General features: G+C 37.0%; 13 protein-coding genes. All 13 read right to left on the bottom strand.

Annotation, left to right across the window (positions count from 1 at the left end; translation table 11 throughout):
• Positions 1 to 66: 66 nt before the first annotated feature.
• A complete protein-coding gene (locus tag HRJ06_RS18280) occupies positions 67 to 3408 on the bottom strand; it encodes a non-ribosomal peptide synthetase (protein WP_174734417.1) in 3342 nt (1113 codons plus the stop codon).
• 234 nt (positions 3409 to 3642) lie between these two features.
• Positions 3643 to 4407 (bottom strand): 4'-phosphopantetheinyl transferase family protein, encoded by a 765-nt coding sequence (locus HRJ06_RS18285; RefSeq protein WP_174734418.1) that lies wholly within the window; start codon positions 4405 to 4407, stop codon positions 3643 to 3645.
• A 201-nt stretch (positions 4408 to 4608) separates the two neighbouring features.
• Positions 4609 to 5199, bottom strand: a complete 591-nt coding sequence (gene epsC, locus HRJ06_RS18290) for a serine O-acetyltransferase EpsC (RefSeq protein WP_242035292.1) — start codon at positions 5197 to 5199, stop codon at positions 4609 to 4611.
• Between the two features lie 259 nt (positions 5200 to 5458).
• The gene (locus HRJ06_RS18295; RefSeq protein WP_174734420.1) at positions 5459 to 6736 is read right to left on the bottom strand and encodes an adenine nucleotide alpha hydrolase family protein; all 1278 of its coding nucleotides are present in this window, start codon (positions 6734 to 6736) and stop codon (positions 5459 to 5461) included.
• Between the two features lie 388 nt (positions 6737 to 7124).
• Positions 7125 to 7703, bottom strand: a complete 579-nt coding sequence (locus HRJ06_RS18300) for a YdcF family protein (RefSeq protein ID WP_174734421.1) — start codon at positions 7701 to 7703, stop codon at positions 7125 to 7127.
• 98 nt (positions 7704 to 7801) lie between these two features.
• Complete coding sequence (locus tag HRJ06_RS18305) at positions 7802 to 9343, bottom strand: lipopolysaccharide biosynthesis protein (RefSeq protein WP_174734422.1); 1542 nt, start codon at positions 9341 to 9343, stop codon at positions 7802 to 7804.
• Positions 9321 to 9467, bottom strand: coding sequence for a hypothetical protein (locus HRJ06_RS18310; protein WP_174734423.1), 147 nt, complete (start codon positions 9465 to 9467; stop codon positions 9321 to 9323). Before HRJ06_RS18310 ends, HRJ06_RS18305 begins: the two co-directional genes overlap by 23 nt.
• Before the next feature lie 88 nt (positions 9468 to 9555).
• Positions 9556 to 10632, bottom strand: a complete 1077-nt coding sequence (locus HRJ06_RS18315; protein ID WP_174734479.1) for a polysaccharide pyruvyl transferase family protein — start codon at positions 10630 to 10632, stop codon at positions 9556 to 9558.
• A 46-nt stretch (positions 10633 to 10678) separates the two neighbouring features.
• Entirely contained in the window at positions 10679 to 11515 is an 837-nt protein-coding gene (locus HRJ06_RS18320; RefSeq protein ID WP_174734424.1) for a glycosyltransferase family 2 protein, read from the bottom strand.
• On the bottom strand, positions 11496 to 12671 hold the full coding sequence (locus HRJ06_RS18325; RefSeq protein ID WP_174734425.1) for a glycosyltransferase family 4 protein: 1176 nt from the start codon (positions 12669 to 12671) through the stop codon (positions 11496 to 11498). Before HRJ06_RS18325 ends, HRJ06_RS18320 begins: the two co-directional genes overlap by 20 nt.
• Before the next feature lie 29 nt (positions 12672 to 12700).
• Positions 12701 to 13798, bottom strand: a complete 1098-nt coding sequence (locus HRJ06_RS18330; RefSeq protein ID WP_174734426.1) for an EpsG family protein — start codon at positions 13796 to 13798, stop codon at positions 12701 to 12703.
• 9 nt (positions 13799 to 13807) lie between these two features.
• Positions 13808 to 14833 carry a glycosyltransferase family 2 protein gene (locus HRJ06_RS18335; RefSeq protein ID WP_174734427.1) on the bottom strand — a complete coding sequence of 342 codons (1026 nt, stop codon included), beginning with the start codon at positions 14831 to 14833 and terminating at the stop codon, positions 13808 to 13810.
• Positions 14817 to 15947, bottom strand: a complete 1131-nt coding sequence (locus HRJ06_RS18340; protein WP_338421122.1) for a glycosyltransferase — start codon at positions 15945 to 15947, stop codon at positions 14817 to 14819. The genes HRJ06_RS18335 and HRJ06_RS18340 overlap by 17 nt, the downstream gene beginning before the upstream one ends.
• Positions 15948 to 16001 lie beyond the last annotated feature (54 nt).

Here is a 16001-nt window from a genome sequence, read left to right on the forward strand (position 1 = left end):
AAATAAAAAGGCTTTTTCCATCAATTTATTGGAAGAGCCTTTTTCTAATCTATATATTTTTATTTATCAATATTCCTTAATTTCTTTTACGAGCCTCTCTAAGTTGGGTTTCTTTAGCATTAAATGATGAGGAGCGAATATTCTTTTTACATAAATATGACCATCTTTTGTATGCTCCCAACCAAGCTTTTCTTCAAACCGGTCATAATTAATGCCACGAATCAGTACCATTTTTCCTGGATAAGGGTTCGGTTTATATTCATAAATTGCCTTTTTAATGTTAGATGCTATCTCACTTGTTTCCTTTGAAAAATTAACATCTGCTTCTTCGGCTGGTTTTGGATTCACTGATTTGTTGGAAGCCCCCACGGTTCTGAGGATTTTACGATTAAGAAGTGATAACCTCTCACTCATTGGCATATTGAGTATCCTTCTTAATTTATTTTCGACTAGATTCCTTAGCGATCTGCCAGGTTTGTACCCAGGTTTCTCAAAATTTATGATCGTAAGCAGAGAAACTTCCTTTCCCTTTTGAATGAATTGATAAGCCATCTCATAAGCAATAGGCCCTCCAAAACAAAACCCTACTAACTTATAAGGACCATTAGGCTGAATTCGTTCTATTTCTTTTATATATTTTTCTGCTAACGATTCAACAGTTAAACTTTGGATTTCATTATTTACATACCTTAAACCATAAACCGGCTGATCCTCCCCTAATTCAACTGCTAACTCTCTGTAGATTAATACTTCACCACCTCCGCCATGAACACAAAAGAGCGGTGTCATCGAACCAAGTGGCTGAATGCTTACTATGGAAGACAAGAGTGCTTCACTTTGATTATTGGCTGAAATCAGCCTTGCTAAATTTTCAATCGTTTCTTCTTGAAAGATTATCGATACAGGCAGCCTTTTATTAAAACTTTTTTCTATTTCTGAAAACAGCCGCATTGCTAATAAAGAGTTACCACCCAACTCAAAAAAGCTATCTCTTATTCCTATTGGACTATACTTCAATAATGATTCCCATAAAGATACTAACCTTGCTTCAACTGGATTTCGTGGTAAAAAAACTTGCTCACTTGTGAGTGCAAGAGTTGGATAAGGCAGTTTTTTTCGATCTACTTTCCCTACCGGAGTAACAGGAACTTCTTGCAGCTCAACAAAAAACGTGGGTACCATATATTCTGGCAGCTTTTCTCTCACAAACGAACGCAATTCCTGCTGATTAAATACTGCTTCTTTATTCATAACAACATAAGCTACAAGTTCTTTTGACCCATCCCTGCCAATAATAGTGGTTGTTACTGATTGGCGAACTCCAGGAAATTGACCGACTATGGTCTCTATTTCACCCAACTCAATCCGGACACCTCTTACTTTTACTTGGTCATCAATCCTGCCTAAAAACTCTACGTTTCCGTCTGACCTATACTTAGCTAAATCACCTGACTTATATAGTTTTCCTCCATTGCTAAATGGATTTATCGGGAACCGTTCTTCTGTCAGGTCTTTTCGGTTATAATACCCTCTTGCTAACCCGTCCCCGGATATATATAATTCACCGACCACTCCAATAGGGACAGGCTGAAGGAATATATCTAAGATGTAAATACAATCATTTGAAATTGGTCGCCCTATCGGAATAGAAGTGGCGTTCGGTGAAATTTCATTGACTAAGTAGCTTGTTGTATTAACCGCATTCTCTGTTGGACCATATGCATTGATTAGCTTACAGCCTTTTAACTTCGCTAAAAACTTTTGGGCAATCCAAACAGGCAGAACTTCTCCGCCAGAATAAACTCGTCGCAGGCTGCCCAAAGAATCCAAGTAATCCTCCAGGAATATGTTTAGCATATCAGGTGTAACTCTTAAGGTAGTAACCCTGTTTTGTTGAATCGTTCTTGCAATATATTCAAAGCTTGGTTTATTGGAATTCATAAGAACGAGCTTACCGCCATTTAATAAAGCACCATAAATTTCAAATGCAGATACATCAAACGCCACTGATGCCCGGTTCAGTATAACGTCTTTCGGACCTAAATCTGCATATAATTCATTATTTTTAACTAACCGAACAATTCCCCTGTGAATCATTTCTACCCCTTTTGGCTTTCCAGTTGAACCTGAAGTGTACATTACATAAGCTAAACCCTCAGCAGTACTACTATCACTGCACGTTCCCAGCTGTTTGTTGATACCTTCGGCTTCTGTATCAAGGCAAATAATTTTTCCATCTATATTAGGCAATTCATCTGCTAGCTCGCTTGTAGTAATGAGAAATGACACCTGAGAATCTTCGAGCATATAGGCAATTCTTTCTCCTGGGTAAGAAAGGTCTATCGGTACATACGCTCCGCCTGCTTTTAAAATCCCTAAATAACTGGCAATCAAATCTGGAGATCGATTCAAATAAATCGCTACAAGCTGCTCTTGCTTAATATTGATATCCTTTAGATAATTAGCTATCTGATTGGCCCTCGTATTTAATTCTTTGTATGTAATAGCTTGATCTTCAAATAATAACGCTTCGCTATTCGGATTTAACTCTGCCTGCTCTTCAAATAGTTCTGTAATACTAGAATTTCGAGGATATGCAGCCTCTCTGCTATTCCATTCAACAAGCAATTTATGTTTTTCTGATTCTGTTAAGAGTGGGAGTAAAGCTATTTTCGTTCTCGGTTTTACAATACTTCCCTTTATAAGATTAAGAATATGCCCTTCCATTCGAACGATTGTTTCTTTACTAAACCTGCTTGCGTCATATTGCAGAGAGCATTCTAGTTCACCATGCTGTTCTCTTATGTTTAAATAGAGTTCAACTGAAGAAAAGCTTCCTATGATAGCATTCTCTTGTGAATTTCCCATATCGACCATAACTTGAAAGAAGGGGTTTGCCTTTGTCTCACTCTCTAGCAAAGTTTCCGAAACGATCTTGGCAAATGGAATAGATTGGTGGTCAAAAGCCTCCTGAATCACGGTTTTCACTTGCTGAAGCAGATCAATGAATGCGGTATCTTCCTGGAGTTGCGTTCGTATTACCAAGGTATTGTCTTGCCTCTTTTTTTCTTGGCCAGCCTCTATTGAGACATTTGTTCCAACACGGATATCCCCTTCACCACTGTAGCGATACAGTAAAATTTTAAATATAGTCATGAAAAAAACATAAGGCGTAACATTTTCTTGCTGGATAAAAGCTTTCATCCGGTCTGCGATGGAGTTTGGAATGGTAAAGCTATAGGTTTGGCCTTCAAAGGCAGAATTTTTATTCTTAGAAAAATCAAATGGCAGATTCAATTCAGGGAGATCGCCTTCAAGTTTTTTCTGCCAGTAAGATAACTGCCTTATATATTCATCTTCATTGAGCAAATTTTCCTCGTTTCCCCTTGTTAATAGCAAATTATCCATATGAAAACCTCCATACTTATTTTAGGTTCCACTTTAAAAGATTATTGTTTTTGCGTGAGTTGTGAAAAAAAAAGTTGATTGGAGCGGAAGGTGCGAGACTCCGGCGGGATCAGCGGGACAGGTGAGACCCCACAGGCGCCAATGCGCCGAGGAGGCTCACCGCCCGCCCCGCGGAAAGCGAGCATCTGGAACGGAAATCAACGATATTCTACTCAACATCCTTCTTTTAATAGATTAGTAAAAAACATAATTTAAGCATGGCACTTGATAATAATTAATCATCTGATTATGATTGTTCACCGCAAGGGCTCCTTGGTAACTCCCTCCACAGCTAAAAGTACTTAGCAGGTACTTTCTCTTAACACTATTAAACTCTTTTCCACTCATTGTTTCTATTTCACTCAGACCGGTTCCCCTTGCTTTTAACAAGGCTTCTTTGCGGGTCCATAAAGAATAAAAGGCTTTTATTTGCTGATCGTTTGATAAACTTTCCAGAAGGTCATTTTCTTCTTGTGAAAAAGCGAACTTCGCTATGCTGAACCAATCGAGATCATGATCGATATGCTCAATATCAATCCCTAGTTCATGATTCTTTGAAACTGCATATGCAGCAATCTCATTAGAATGAGACATATTAAAATGAACTTCCCTACCACCATTAGTGAGAAAAGGTTTACCATATTCTGTTGTTTGAAAGCTAATTTCGCATGGCTCACAGTTTACATAAGCGGCAAGAATACGCCTTAAAATCCCATGAGATCTTATATAACGCTGCTGATCACGGCTACTTCTAAATTTTGAAGCTTTTAGCTTTTCTTTCGCTGAAAGCTCATTAAAAACCTCAATAGAATTGTTCAATGGAGCATACCAGACATGAACTTCTTTTCCGTTCTGAAATTCATCTCTTTTCGCTTTATCCCTAATATTGTTTGCGTTTTCCCAAAGAGTTAACGGGTCTTGAAATTGTTTAACAACAGTTTCTCTCATAATTACTTCCAATCTGTTGAGTTATTCCAACCTTTATATCAGCCATTCATCATTAATATTCTCTATAAAGAACAACAAGAGTAAATTTTTTTGATTCATTACTAAGGGATCTATTATCTAACCTGTTTTATTTCCGCTCCAGGCACTTCGCTTTCCGCGGAAGTCTACGTGCCTTCCACTCCAATCAATATAGATTAAAATAAATAATTTTATTTAATAAAAACTAGTAACCTCTTTTGGGTAATAGATTTCATTTTGGAACTTTGATATCACTTTGGATTTTGGCATTACACTGTTTGTCAGCCAAACGTTTCCACCAATCACAGCGCCTTTGCCTACCACTGTCTCACCGCCAAGAATGGTTGCTCCTGCATAGATTGTTACATCATATTCTATTGTTGGATGTCTTTTATTGCCTTTGATTAAGTCTCCGTTTTCATCTCGCTGGAAGGTGAAGGCACCAAGAGTCACGTTCTGATATATTGTTACATTGTTGCCAATCTTAGTGGTTTCGCCAATGACGATTCCTGTCCCATGGTCTATAAAAAAACTCTCTTCTATTGTTGCTCCAGGATGTATATCAATGCCAGTGATGCTATGTGCATGTTCAGACAACACGCGCGCGATCAGATTGTAATCCATTTTATATAACTGATGAGCGATCCTATGAACCATAACGGCATATATCCCTGGGTAGGTTAAGGCAATTTCTTCATAGCTTTTTGCTGCAGGATCCTTGGTAAAAGCGGCTTCAATATCTGTTAACAAAATTCTTCTGATACTTGGAATCTCTTTTACTATCAATAATGAATCTTCTTCTGAATGGAAGTCATTAGAGCTGGTAATTTGCAAAACATTCTTAAGAAGGGAGTTCATGCTGCTTATTTCGCTGATTCCAATTTCATTGTTAACAAAGTATTCGGGGAGCAGAATATTTCTAAACTCTCTTATTAACGGGACGATGCTCTCTATGTTAATGATCTTTTCAAAGGTTTTGTAAGATTCTTGATTATTTTTATAGCTTGCAGCAATTTCTTTATAACGCCTTCCATAAACTTTATAATCACTCCATTCCTATCAAGCTTTTTATAAATTTTTTCTGTTTTGCAGGTAAAATTTTAGCTACTGTTCCCCCAGCTTTTAACAGGATGCCTGGCTGATAATCCTTAAAATTATAGGTCTGGATCCAATTAAAAAGCTCTAGATATTGTTCGTTAATGGTGTTGGTATTTTCCGGTATTCGAGCTTGGATGTCTTTCCACTGAAAGGCAACGGCTTCATCTAACTTCCATGCATTGCTTTCAAACTGGCTTCTAACGTGCATGGGAAAATGACTATCAATTCTAAAACCATGTCCATTGGGGTCTATTCCTTCTAACAATAAACCGACAATCGTTCGCGAACATTTTTCGCATTGACTGCAATTCCCTCCATTGCTTCCAGCTCTCCAGCACACACGAATTTGTAAGGAAGAATAATCACTTTTTATATAATTTGCGATCACTCTTACTTTTTGCTGTCTGGTTAATTCATAGGCTTCATGGATAATCCTTGTTGAACCCCATCTCAATTTATTATCTGTAGAAGGATGCGAACCGTAGGGAAGTTTATAATTAGAGGTGTGGGAAGAAGCAATGTAGAAGGCATTAATTTCTTTTGCAAATGTTAAAGGTGCACTTAACCCGCATAAACCCAGGCCGTGCTGGACACCTGTCCACCACCCGTTAACGATACTTCCAAATTTCACTTCTAGTTCGGAATGGTTTAGGAAATCTTTAAAATTTGATTTAATAAACAGTACATCAGTGTTTGTGTCCTCTGCTATTTTCTTGCTGTAATCCTGGACGATTTCCCATGACTCACGATCATTTAAACTTACATCAGCACCGCAAATTGTAATTAAAAATGGTCTCTCGTCAATTTTCCTTACAAGCGTAGCAAGGGAATCAAGGCCCCCACTAAAAAGCTGCGCTGTTCTTTCACCGGTCCATTTCTTATTCTCTACAATTCTGTTAGCGATAATGTTACTATTGCTTTTAATTAATTTTGGATATAACCCTTTAAAAGCCATTTTCAGATCAATTACTGCTTCATTGAATTCACAATCTAGCTCATCTACATAAATATCAATCCCATTGGCCCAAGCAACAGGCAAAATATTAGTTAGAAATGGGATAACTAGGATGCTTTTAGGGACAGCTTCAATATTGATGTCGTACTCAGCAAAGAAGCTTTGTTGATGAAAGAACCTTTTAAGTTCCGGTCCAGCACTAAAATTTATTACGACACTTTTGCTATTAGGAACAATTTCCTTAATACATATTGAATTTGATGAGTTCATTTAAACATCCCCCTCAAGCATATGTTACCTTTTTAAAAAATTGATGCGGTTAAACTAATACGAAGTAATAATGAATTAAAAAATATTAGACTTCAGAACATTATTGGGTTTTTAGCAGTGTTGATTGAAGTGAAGGCGATCGACTCCTGCGGGAGCAGCGGTACAGGGGAGACCCCACAGGTGCTTCAGCACCGAGGAGGCTTCCCGACCGCCCCGCGGAAAGCGATCGCCTGGAATGAAAATTAACAGCCAAGTTTAACAGATTTAATTTCATATCACTTGGCAATATTTTTAAAAAGTCACGTCCAACTCTGCTCTATAAACTAATTTTTGCGCTTAGTAAAGAACAAACCCTATGCTACTCTACCCGCATATGTAAATGTGAGAACTAAGCTTCAACATCTATCCATTTATACAGGTATAACTGATAGCCGACGATTCTTATCCATTCATTTATGACGATTCTTCTGCTATGTTTATCCCCCCACCATTGGTCTTTATTAAACCAGGGAGTATCAGAAGATACGTACAGCAGTTGAAAATCTGAATCCTTAAATATACGGGTAAAGATTAGCTTTGTTCTTCTCATATGAAAATCAGAGCTGACAATTATCGCTGAACGGTAATTATTTTGTTCAATTAGTTCCTTTGCATAAATGGCATTTGTATAGGTACTTGTTGCTTTTTCCTCTTCTAAAATCCGACTCCTAGGTATTCCCAATGCAAGGGCTTCATCAGTTGATGAAAACTTCACTGTCGAGTTTGTTAATAACAGAAAGTCACCATACCCATTGTTGTATAGTTCTGCCCCCTTTTGAAGTCTATCCTCCTCCCCGCTTAACACCACAATAACATCCGATTTCTGAGGAGTTTCATTTACCACCAGATAGTCGCCTAAATTGAGAAAAATGATCACTATTCCAATGGATAATAGAAGGAGGAAACTCTTTTTAACCGGTTTTTTCATAAAGTTACCTGCTTAACATTTATTTTCTCCATGAGTTTCAAGGCTCCCTGACTGCCCGTGGAAAGCGAAGTGCCTGGAGCTGAAAATTTATTAGAGATTTAACTTACTTTACTAGTTAAATGGGCGCGTCTTTTACCAATTAACATGCTAAAAACTCCGCGTAAATAAACAAATTCCTCTGATTTCCTAAAGACTGTGTAAAAGACAAGATTAGAAATCACCAATCCGATCAGACAAAAAAGAAAAAATAGAAACACATTTCCTGTGTAAAGACTCTTCACGAGGTAATCCATGATACCGGCGCAAATGGTCACTAATGATGCATAGATTAAATACCTGCCAAAATAACTTTTTACTTTTCTATTGAAAACATATTTAAAAATCACATAAGGGTCATACCAAAAATAGATACACAGCCTGCTAATGACCGTCCCGTATATAACTCCGGCAATTCCTATATAGGATGCCAAGAAAACCGATACAGCAATATTGATAACCGCTGCAAATAGCGGCCGGTATTTACCCTTTTTAAAAAGCCCGGTGGTTTCCCTGTAAATGGAAGAAGCATATTGCATTCCTGCTGTATAAAAATTAATGATAATGGCAAGCACGACTAGCTTATTCAATAAATATTGGTCTCCGATCCACAGAGAAATAAATGGGTTAATTAATGCCCACAAACATATGCTGCACATTCCGAAGAACCAGAAATTCGAAAAGTTAATCACTCGAAAAATAAGGTACTTTTTATCAGTATCTTCACTTACAATCAGGTTTCCGACACTGGCTGTTAACGAGGAAAAAATAAAGCCTAACATCATAGACACAGTGCCCAAAATCAGCAAGTAGTTTGAATAAACCCCAACAAAATGAACGCCTATGAATATTGAGATAATGATATTATCTGTCCCGCTAATGATAACCCCGCTAATTTTGTATAACATTAAGGCGTACAGATTCTGAAAAAAGCTCTTTCTATCTCCAGCTGATAGTTTATTGTTATTCTTCTCTTTCAAAAATGGATATAATTTATTTGCTTTATAGGCAACATATAAGTTTTCCAAACTATTAAATACAATTTGAATGGTCAGATAGAATAAATAGTCCCCGACAACAACCAATTGCAGCAACTGGAAGAGGTTTAATGTGACCGTAGCTGCTGTATGGATTTTAGAGATGATATAATTTTTTTGATCTGCAATAATAATTGATTTCTTATAGATTAAGAAATAAGAGAGAACTGAATTGATCAGAAACAACAGGTAGAAAGTATTTATATTTTGGATATTCGTGTCTTTTCCGACGATAAGAGGAAGAAAGGGCATTAAGCAAAGTCCATTTATGAGAATGGCACTTCCGACCATTCGATATGCCTTCTTATATAAATTCATGAGAGCCTGAATTTTTATATAATCTTTATCTGCCAAAGGTTTATAGAGACTGTAAACGATTGCTGAGTCAAACCCCAAATTCGCCACAGATAACATGACCAAAATACTGGTGAATAAGCTATTAAGCCCTAAATAATCCATCCCTAATTCTTTAATAAATATTGTCCGAACGATAAAACCCATTAAAGAAATGATAATTTGGCCAGACAATCCAAACGCCATATTTTTAAAAGAATTTTGTATTCTCATTATCCCTTACCTTCTGCTTCATTTTATTGTCTCGTTTGTTTTCACCATCTTTTTTTAAAAAACTGTTTTCGTAAACTGAATTCCCGCTTATCCTCACCGGTATCGCACCCTTCAGCTTATTCAACTTTTGTTTCCCCTACAAAACAGCAATCTTATAGAAAAGAGCTTTTGTAAAGACTTCTCTCCTGCCATACTAATTCATACAAGTCTCCTTAATTAGATAATAACTGTTGGTTAAGGCTACTAAAGTAATCATGTCTAAGGGAATGGTCATTTTTTTCACGTACAATTTTCAGGGAATTTATTGCATTAAGAATACTAGTCTCATTTGGCTCGGTGATAAGTTTCATATAGTTTAAATCTTCAAGCCAGCTGTAGCCTTCCATGACTTTATGATCAAACGACCTTAATACAACACATGGTGTTTCGGTTATCGCACAAAAGATCATTCCATGTAACCGATCCGTTACGACCACCTCCGCACCGCGAAGTTTATTCCAGAGTGCCGTTAATTCATTTTCCCTTGTCTTTTCGTTTACTCTATATCCTATAGTAGTAGAGAACTTTTCAAGCTCACCATAGTTTTCAATTAAAGTCTTTTCAATAAGCTCTCTGCCGTTTTCCTTTAGGTAGCTTTCTTTATCCTTACGAAGACATAATAAAATTCCGCTACGCTCTTTGGCAGATTTGTCTTTCTCATTTAAATATAAAACGATATCTGGATGTTTTATAATTTTACAGTTGTTAAAATGTTTCTTCATGAACTTCCACGAAGATTCATCTCTTGCTAAAATGGTTAAATTGGGATGTGAGTTGTAAACTTTTTTTGAAATCCGCAGTTCGCTTTTCCCGTATTTCGTATTGGTAAAGTGGACAGTTGCCGGAAGGTTAATGATTTTAAAGTCATGAAATGTCTTTATGATAAACCGCCTCGTCCATTCTTCATTTCGGTACAGATCGCCCATATTGCCGCCGCCAATAATAAACACCAGGTCATTCGGGTTCATAACATCTCTGATTGCTTTTGCATAAAGGTATATATCCCTGATGTTCACCTCAAGAATTTCATAATCAGAAAAATTTTCTTTTAAAAACTTTTTTCCAGCATAGGCAATCGCATGATCTCCTAAATTATCATGTGTGGGGATTAGCGTTAAAAGGATTTTCTTTTGAGTGCGGAATTTTTCAAACTTAGTTAAATATCTTTTACTTAACATATAATCAAGAGAAGCTTGCTTTTTTAAAATACAAAGTTCGGCAAGATTGATCTTTGCTCTTCTTAAATTGATCACACTCATACCTCTTCCTAATCGTGTTTTATGTTAAGTATTAATCTTAGTTCGTATTTTTGACGCTTGTTCTTTCAACCGAAAGTCTTCGTTCTTGTCTCTGTTTCATGATTTCTTTTGGAACGAGGCCTGCCATTACAGGTTTAAACATATAAATATACAGCCAGATAGGCAGTTTCATATCTTTATAGCCGTTAAACCTCATAACAACCTCCTTTAATCGGTCTCTATATTTTCTGCGTGAATAAGTATGTTTATCTTCTCTAACCCGGTAAAGAACATCAGGCATGTTATAGCCCACAAACCCCTTAGCGTAAAGCCTCATCCACAAATCATAATCCTGGCCTCTCCGTGTATACCAGGCAACTTTGTATTTCACTGCCTTTAGAACCTCACTTCTAAACATCGCCGTTGCATGACAAAATTGGGATCCGCTTGCCAGGTCCAACTTGATGGGCTGCTCTTTTAAAATTCTTGCTCCTCTAATTTCAGTTTCATCAAAAACTTCAGTTGCAGTCCCCACCCAACCGTATTCGGAGTTATTCAGCAGGAAGTTGACTTGTTTCTCTAATCTTTCAGGACGGGAAAAATCATCTGAATCCTGCCTGGCTAAAAATGGGCCGCTTGATACTTCAAGACAACGATTTAAGCTATAGGCAAGCCCTTTATTCGTCTCATTTTTTATCAATATCATTTTACCTGGGTGTTTATTGACTAAATACTGGGCGACTAGGAGTGTATTGTCTGCAGAGCCATCGTCACACATGATTAATTCCCAGTTCTCATAGGTTTGATTTAGTATTGATTGAACACAGCCTTCCAGCATTGTTGCACAATTATAGATGCCCATTAATATTGAAACTTTAGGAGATTGTCCGTTCATCTGCTCTTACTCCTTTATAGGTTACGTATTGGTGATAGATCGCTGCTAACTGGCTCATTGAGGTATCAAGTGAAAAAGCATGCGCATGTTCTAATGCGTTTTTACTCATTTCAGCGTACAACTCTTTATTCACGTACAAATTGACCAACGGCTGAATGATCTCCTCTGGATTCTCAATATCCACTAAATAACCATTATAGTTTTCTTTTATTAAGTCTTTGTGGCCCTGTAAATTAGTAGCAATGATTGGTTTACCGCAGGCCATGTCTTCTACCAAATGGATGCCAAGCCCTTCGTTGCGGCTTGATGATACTCCGACATCTGAAAGCTGGACGATTTCGTCAATATCTTTCCTAAACCCCAGAAAACGAACACACTCTTCGATCTTTAACTGTTGGACAAGAGTTTCACAATACGTTTGTGTATCACCAGTACCCGGCAACAGAAGCTTGATCCTTGGGATCTCCTTTTTGAGTTCAGGCAGAATTTTTAGTAACCATTCCTGGTTCTTCCTTTTTGAAAACTCGGCAGCATATACAAGGATAAAATCATCCTCGTTAAAATGATGCTTAGCCCTCAATTCTTGTTTCCGATGATTAGTCACCGGAAAAAATCGCGAAAGATTAACACCCATCCCATTTATTTTTTCAAGCCTTTTTACGGGAAAGTTACGGGTTAATGCGCATTCATAATCTTCTTGATTAATCGTAATTAAACAGTCCGTATACCTGGAAAGGAATTTCTCAATTGTAAAATATAATAACCAGCTTGATCGGGAGCTTCCTTTAAAAAAATTGAACCCATGAGCTGTATAGAGTACGGCCGTACCATTTTTTCTGGTTGTACGCGCAGCGAGCCGGCCAACAGCTGCACTAACTGGAATGTGAAAATGAATCATATCAAAATGATGTTCACTAAATAGCCGTTTGAGTTGAAAATAGGCTTTAATATTAGTGAATTCGAATGGTTTTCTCGCGATTGAAATAGGGTGTATGTGATCCGCATCTAAGATCGTCACCTCATCAATGTCATTAGCAGCAACGTGGACTTCATAGCCCATTTCCTTAAAAAACGTAAGACAAGGAATATGAAAAGCTTTTATGTGCCGTGCCATTGTAGCTACAAATAAAACCTTCGGAGATTCAATAATCATCATTACTCCTTCCTTTTCTTTGATTCATCGAGTTATCTGATAAAGATCGTTCGGTAAGGCAATAAGTTAGAGTCCACTGGCAATAAGAGGTACATAAAAGCGAAATAACATAGCAAAATTAGATAAGCTACAATTAAATAATCTTTTCTTTTAAAAATCTTTAACAGCTGCGGTATGAGAAAAATGACATATAAATCAGTAAATATCGTAAATCTGGCAAAGATAAAATCTTTCGTAGCAAGCAGCATTAACATCGCGTTTAATAAGCTGAAATTCAATAATATATCTATGTCAACACGACTATGTTTTATTTTTCCATAAAAGATTGCACCGAGAATGACAGGGGTTACAGCGACTACAAACCTTAAGAAGTGAGCTCCTTTGTCCTGTGCCGAAAACCATCCACTATAATTTCCGTACGCTGTTCCTTCTATGACGAAAAAAAGACCAGTTAAAAACTGATTAAAAAATAGACTAGCAAGAATGAAAAATCCTAGGATAATTAAATTCAACTTCGATTTAAACGGCCTTGCGACAAAAAAGTAAAAGAGAATAGCAATCAATGCTGAAGAATGGATGGCGGTTGCGATTAAGACAACAATAAGGTATTTTAAAAAGTTTTTTTCGAGAATAAATTTATAGCCAATAAATAAAATGGCTGCGGCTGCCCATTGGCTAACTCCGTTAAACGAACTGCCATAATTGAGAGTGAGTATGTATAAGATCACGGATAATACATAGTTATCTGAGTAATTCTCAAAAGCCTTATTTATTAAAAAACACGTAAGAAATGCATAAAATGCAAAGGTTACTTGGGGGTCATTAAAATTAACGGCTATGCCCCAGTTAATCAAGGTTGTTAAGTACTCCGGTGACCTTTCCAGAAAATCAGTAATCGTATAATGTTCTGCAAAAGTAAAGATCCTTTCATATGTCCAGTAATCTGTCCCTACCCGCCACCTTAAAGCAGACACTAAAAACAGCGTGGCAAACACAAAAAAGGAAAATACACTATTGGGTTTAACATATCCCAGATAATTTAAAGGTTTATTTATCGATTTTTTTGATAAAGTAACTGCTAGAGAAGACCAAGTAACAACCATTGCTAAATTAAATAAATAGACCCCCATATTTTCCTCCTATAATCCCCTGACAATGGAAGTAAATTTACATAGTGCATGAATACCAAGCAGAGATTTTTTCTTGACGAGATTAAAAAGCAATTGATCCTGTATCGGGAGCGACAGCTTTGCGTTTCTTTGACAGCCTAGCTGTTCATCAAATTCTAAAAGCGTTTTTATTTGCATCCTTTTATTTGTAAAAGGTAAATCCTTATCCTCACTTACATTTTTTAGAGCCGACTTTAAAACTCTAAAATATAAAAGTAAGGACTGGTTTAGCACAGTCTTTTCTTCAAAACCCCAGTCCCGAAGCAGATCGACTCTCAAGGTGGCTGCTCTTAACTTTAATTCATAAAAATCTTTGTATTTTGCGTTACCCAGGGTCATGCGGGGTCTTTGGATATAGTGATAGAAGCTCTTTTCAATAAACCCGAGTTTTTTTATAGACCGTAAAACAGAGTAATTAAATTCAATATCTTCTATTAAAGACAACCCTTTGACAAACCTAAACCCACCCTCTTTTATCGAGCCTGCTTTATATAACTTATTCCAGGCATAGCCAATATAGTTATAAAAGTCATCATTGAGTTTGATTTGATTCATATTTTCATTTGAATAAATTCCGCCCGGTGGAATCACCTGATGAGAATGGATTATGACCTGGTTATGATTCTCATAATCGGCTGTATAGCCAAACACGACAACATCAAGATCGTTATCCTCAGCAAATCTAACTGTTTCTTCCAGCAAGTGAGCCTCTATGTAATCATCACTATCCAAAAAATAAAGATAGTGTCCGTTTGCATTCTCAATTCCTCTGTTTCTTGCATCTGAAAGTCCGCCATTTTCTTTGTAAAGCACTCTTACTCGATGATCGTGTACAGCAAATCTTTCAGCTTTTTCTCCACTGTTGTCAGGTGAGCCGTCGATGACAACCAAAAGTTCAAGGTTTTGGTAACTCTGTCGTAAAACACTTTCAATTGACTTAGCAATATAGTTCTCCACGTTATAGACTGGCATAATTACGCTAACCAATGGTTCCATAGCTCACACCACCTTCCAGCAGGTTTTCCACTTCTTTTACTGTTTGTTCAATACTAAAAAAAGCTTTTCGCTCTTTTGATTTCTCTCGATAATAGTTTAGTAAGCTTCTATCATTTAAAAGCTGTAAAATTCCCTCATATAAATGTTCTTCATCATTATCAACAATAAGGCCATACTCATTATTTTCTCCAAGTATTTCAGTCATCCCCGAGCACATGGTTGTGATAACAGGCAATTCGAGGATAATGGCTTCAGATACAGCTGTACTAAGTCCCTCAGCTCTAGAAGAACAAACAAACAAATCACAGCTTTTCATATATTTATATGGGTTTTTATGAAAACCCATTAAGTGAACGGTATCAGATAGATTGTTTTCTTGAATGTATTTTTCTAATGCCTGCTTTTCTTCACCATCTCCAAAGATAAATAAATCATGTTCAAGGCCATTTTCGATTAAACGTTTATGAACTCTCAATAAGCGATCATAGCCTTTGACATGAACCAGCCTGCCAACTGTGCATAGCTGAGGTCTGTTATTGTTAAAGACATTTTCAATAAGCGATTCCTTTGAATCGTTAACTAGTTTTTCAACATCATTCGTGTTATACCGAACGAATAAATTCTTATGAATACCAGTTACCTCAGAAAAAGAATCGACTACTGTTTTGGATACACCTACAATCCCATCAAACTTTCTCATACTCGTTACTAACTCTTTTTTGTTCCAAAAACACTTTTGCAGAGACGAGTTTCGAATGTCTGTATGCAGCCAGGCAATCCTTTTAGTTTTTGGGTTTCTGCAGCCGCTGACAATGCGTGTCGGGATCCCGTGCATGTAAGCAATAACGATGTCATACTCGCCTTTAATCATTAAAAAATAAAGAAGCTTGGGCGGAAACAGCTTGAGTATATGGGAGTTGCCTCTGAACACTCTCTTAAACACATAGTCATACTTTATATCACTGCCTAAATACTCTCGATTTACTCCAACATCAAAAAGAGTTTTCACTGTGATTTCGTACTTGTTTTTATTTAAATGATTGACCAGGTTAACCAATACTTTTTCAGCTCCACCACCACCAAGTGAGTTAATCAGAAAGAGTACCTTTTTCACTATTTTCACCTCTGTGCGCTCCGTCAAAAAATATGCGATCGAATGTCTGTTCAG

This window comes from Mesobacillus harenae (genome assembly GCF_013343715.1).
In the GTDB taxonomy this organism is placed as follows: Bacteria; Bacillota; Bacilli; order Bacillales; family Cytobacillaceae; genus Mesobacillus_A; species Mesobacillus_A harenae.

Excerpts from the sequence above, each read along its gene's own strand:
- HRJ06_RS18280 (WP_174734417.1), bottom strand. The coding sequence starts at position 3,408 with ATGGATAATTTGCTATTAACAAGGGGAAACGAGGAAAATTTGCTCAAT.
- HRJ06_RS18295 (WP_174734420.1), bottom strand. The coding sequence starts at position 6,736 with ATGAACTCATCAAATTCAATATGTATTAAGGAAATTGTTCCTAATAGC.
- HRJ06_RS18300 (WP_174734421.1), bottom strand. The coding sequence starts at position 7,703 with ATGAAAAAACCGGTTAAAAAGAGTTTCCTCCTTCTATTATCCATTGGA.
- HRJ06_RS18305 (WP_174734422.1), bottom strand. The coding sequence starts at position 9,343 with ATGAGAATACAAAATTCTTTTAAAAATATGGCGTTTGGATTGTCTGGC.
- HRJ06_RS18320 (WP_174734424.1), bottom strand. The coding sequence starts at position 11,515 with ATGAACGGACAATCTCCTAAAGTTTCAATATTAATGGGCATCTATAAT.
- HRJ06_RS18325 (WP_174734425.1), bottom strand. The coding sequence starts at position 12,671 with ATGATGATTATTGAATCTCCGAAGGTTTTATTTGTAGCTACAATGGCA.
- HRJ06_RS18330 (WP_174734426.1), bottom strand. The coding sequence starts at position 13,798 with ATGGGGGTCTATTTATTTAATTTAGCAATGGTTGTTACTTGGTCTTCT.
- HRJ06_RS18335 (WP_174734427.1), bottom strand. The coding sequence starts at position 14,833 with ATGGAACCATTGGTTAGCGTAATTATGCCAGTCTATAACGTGGAGAAC.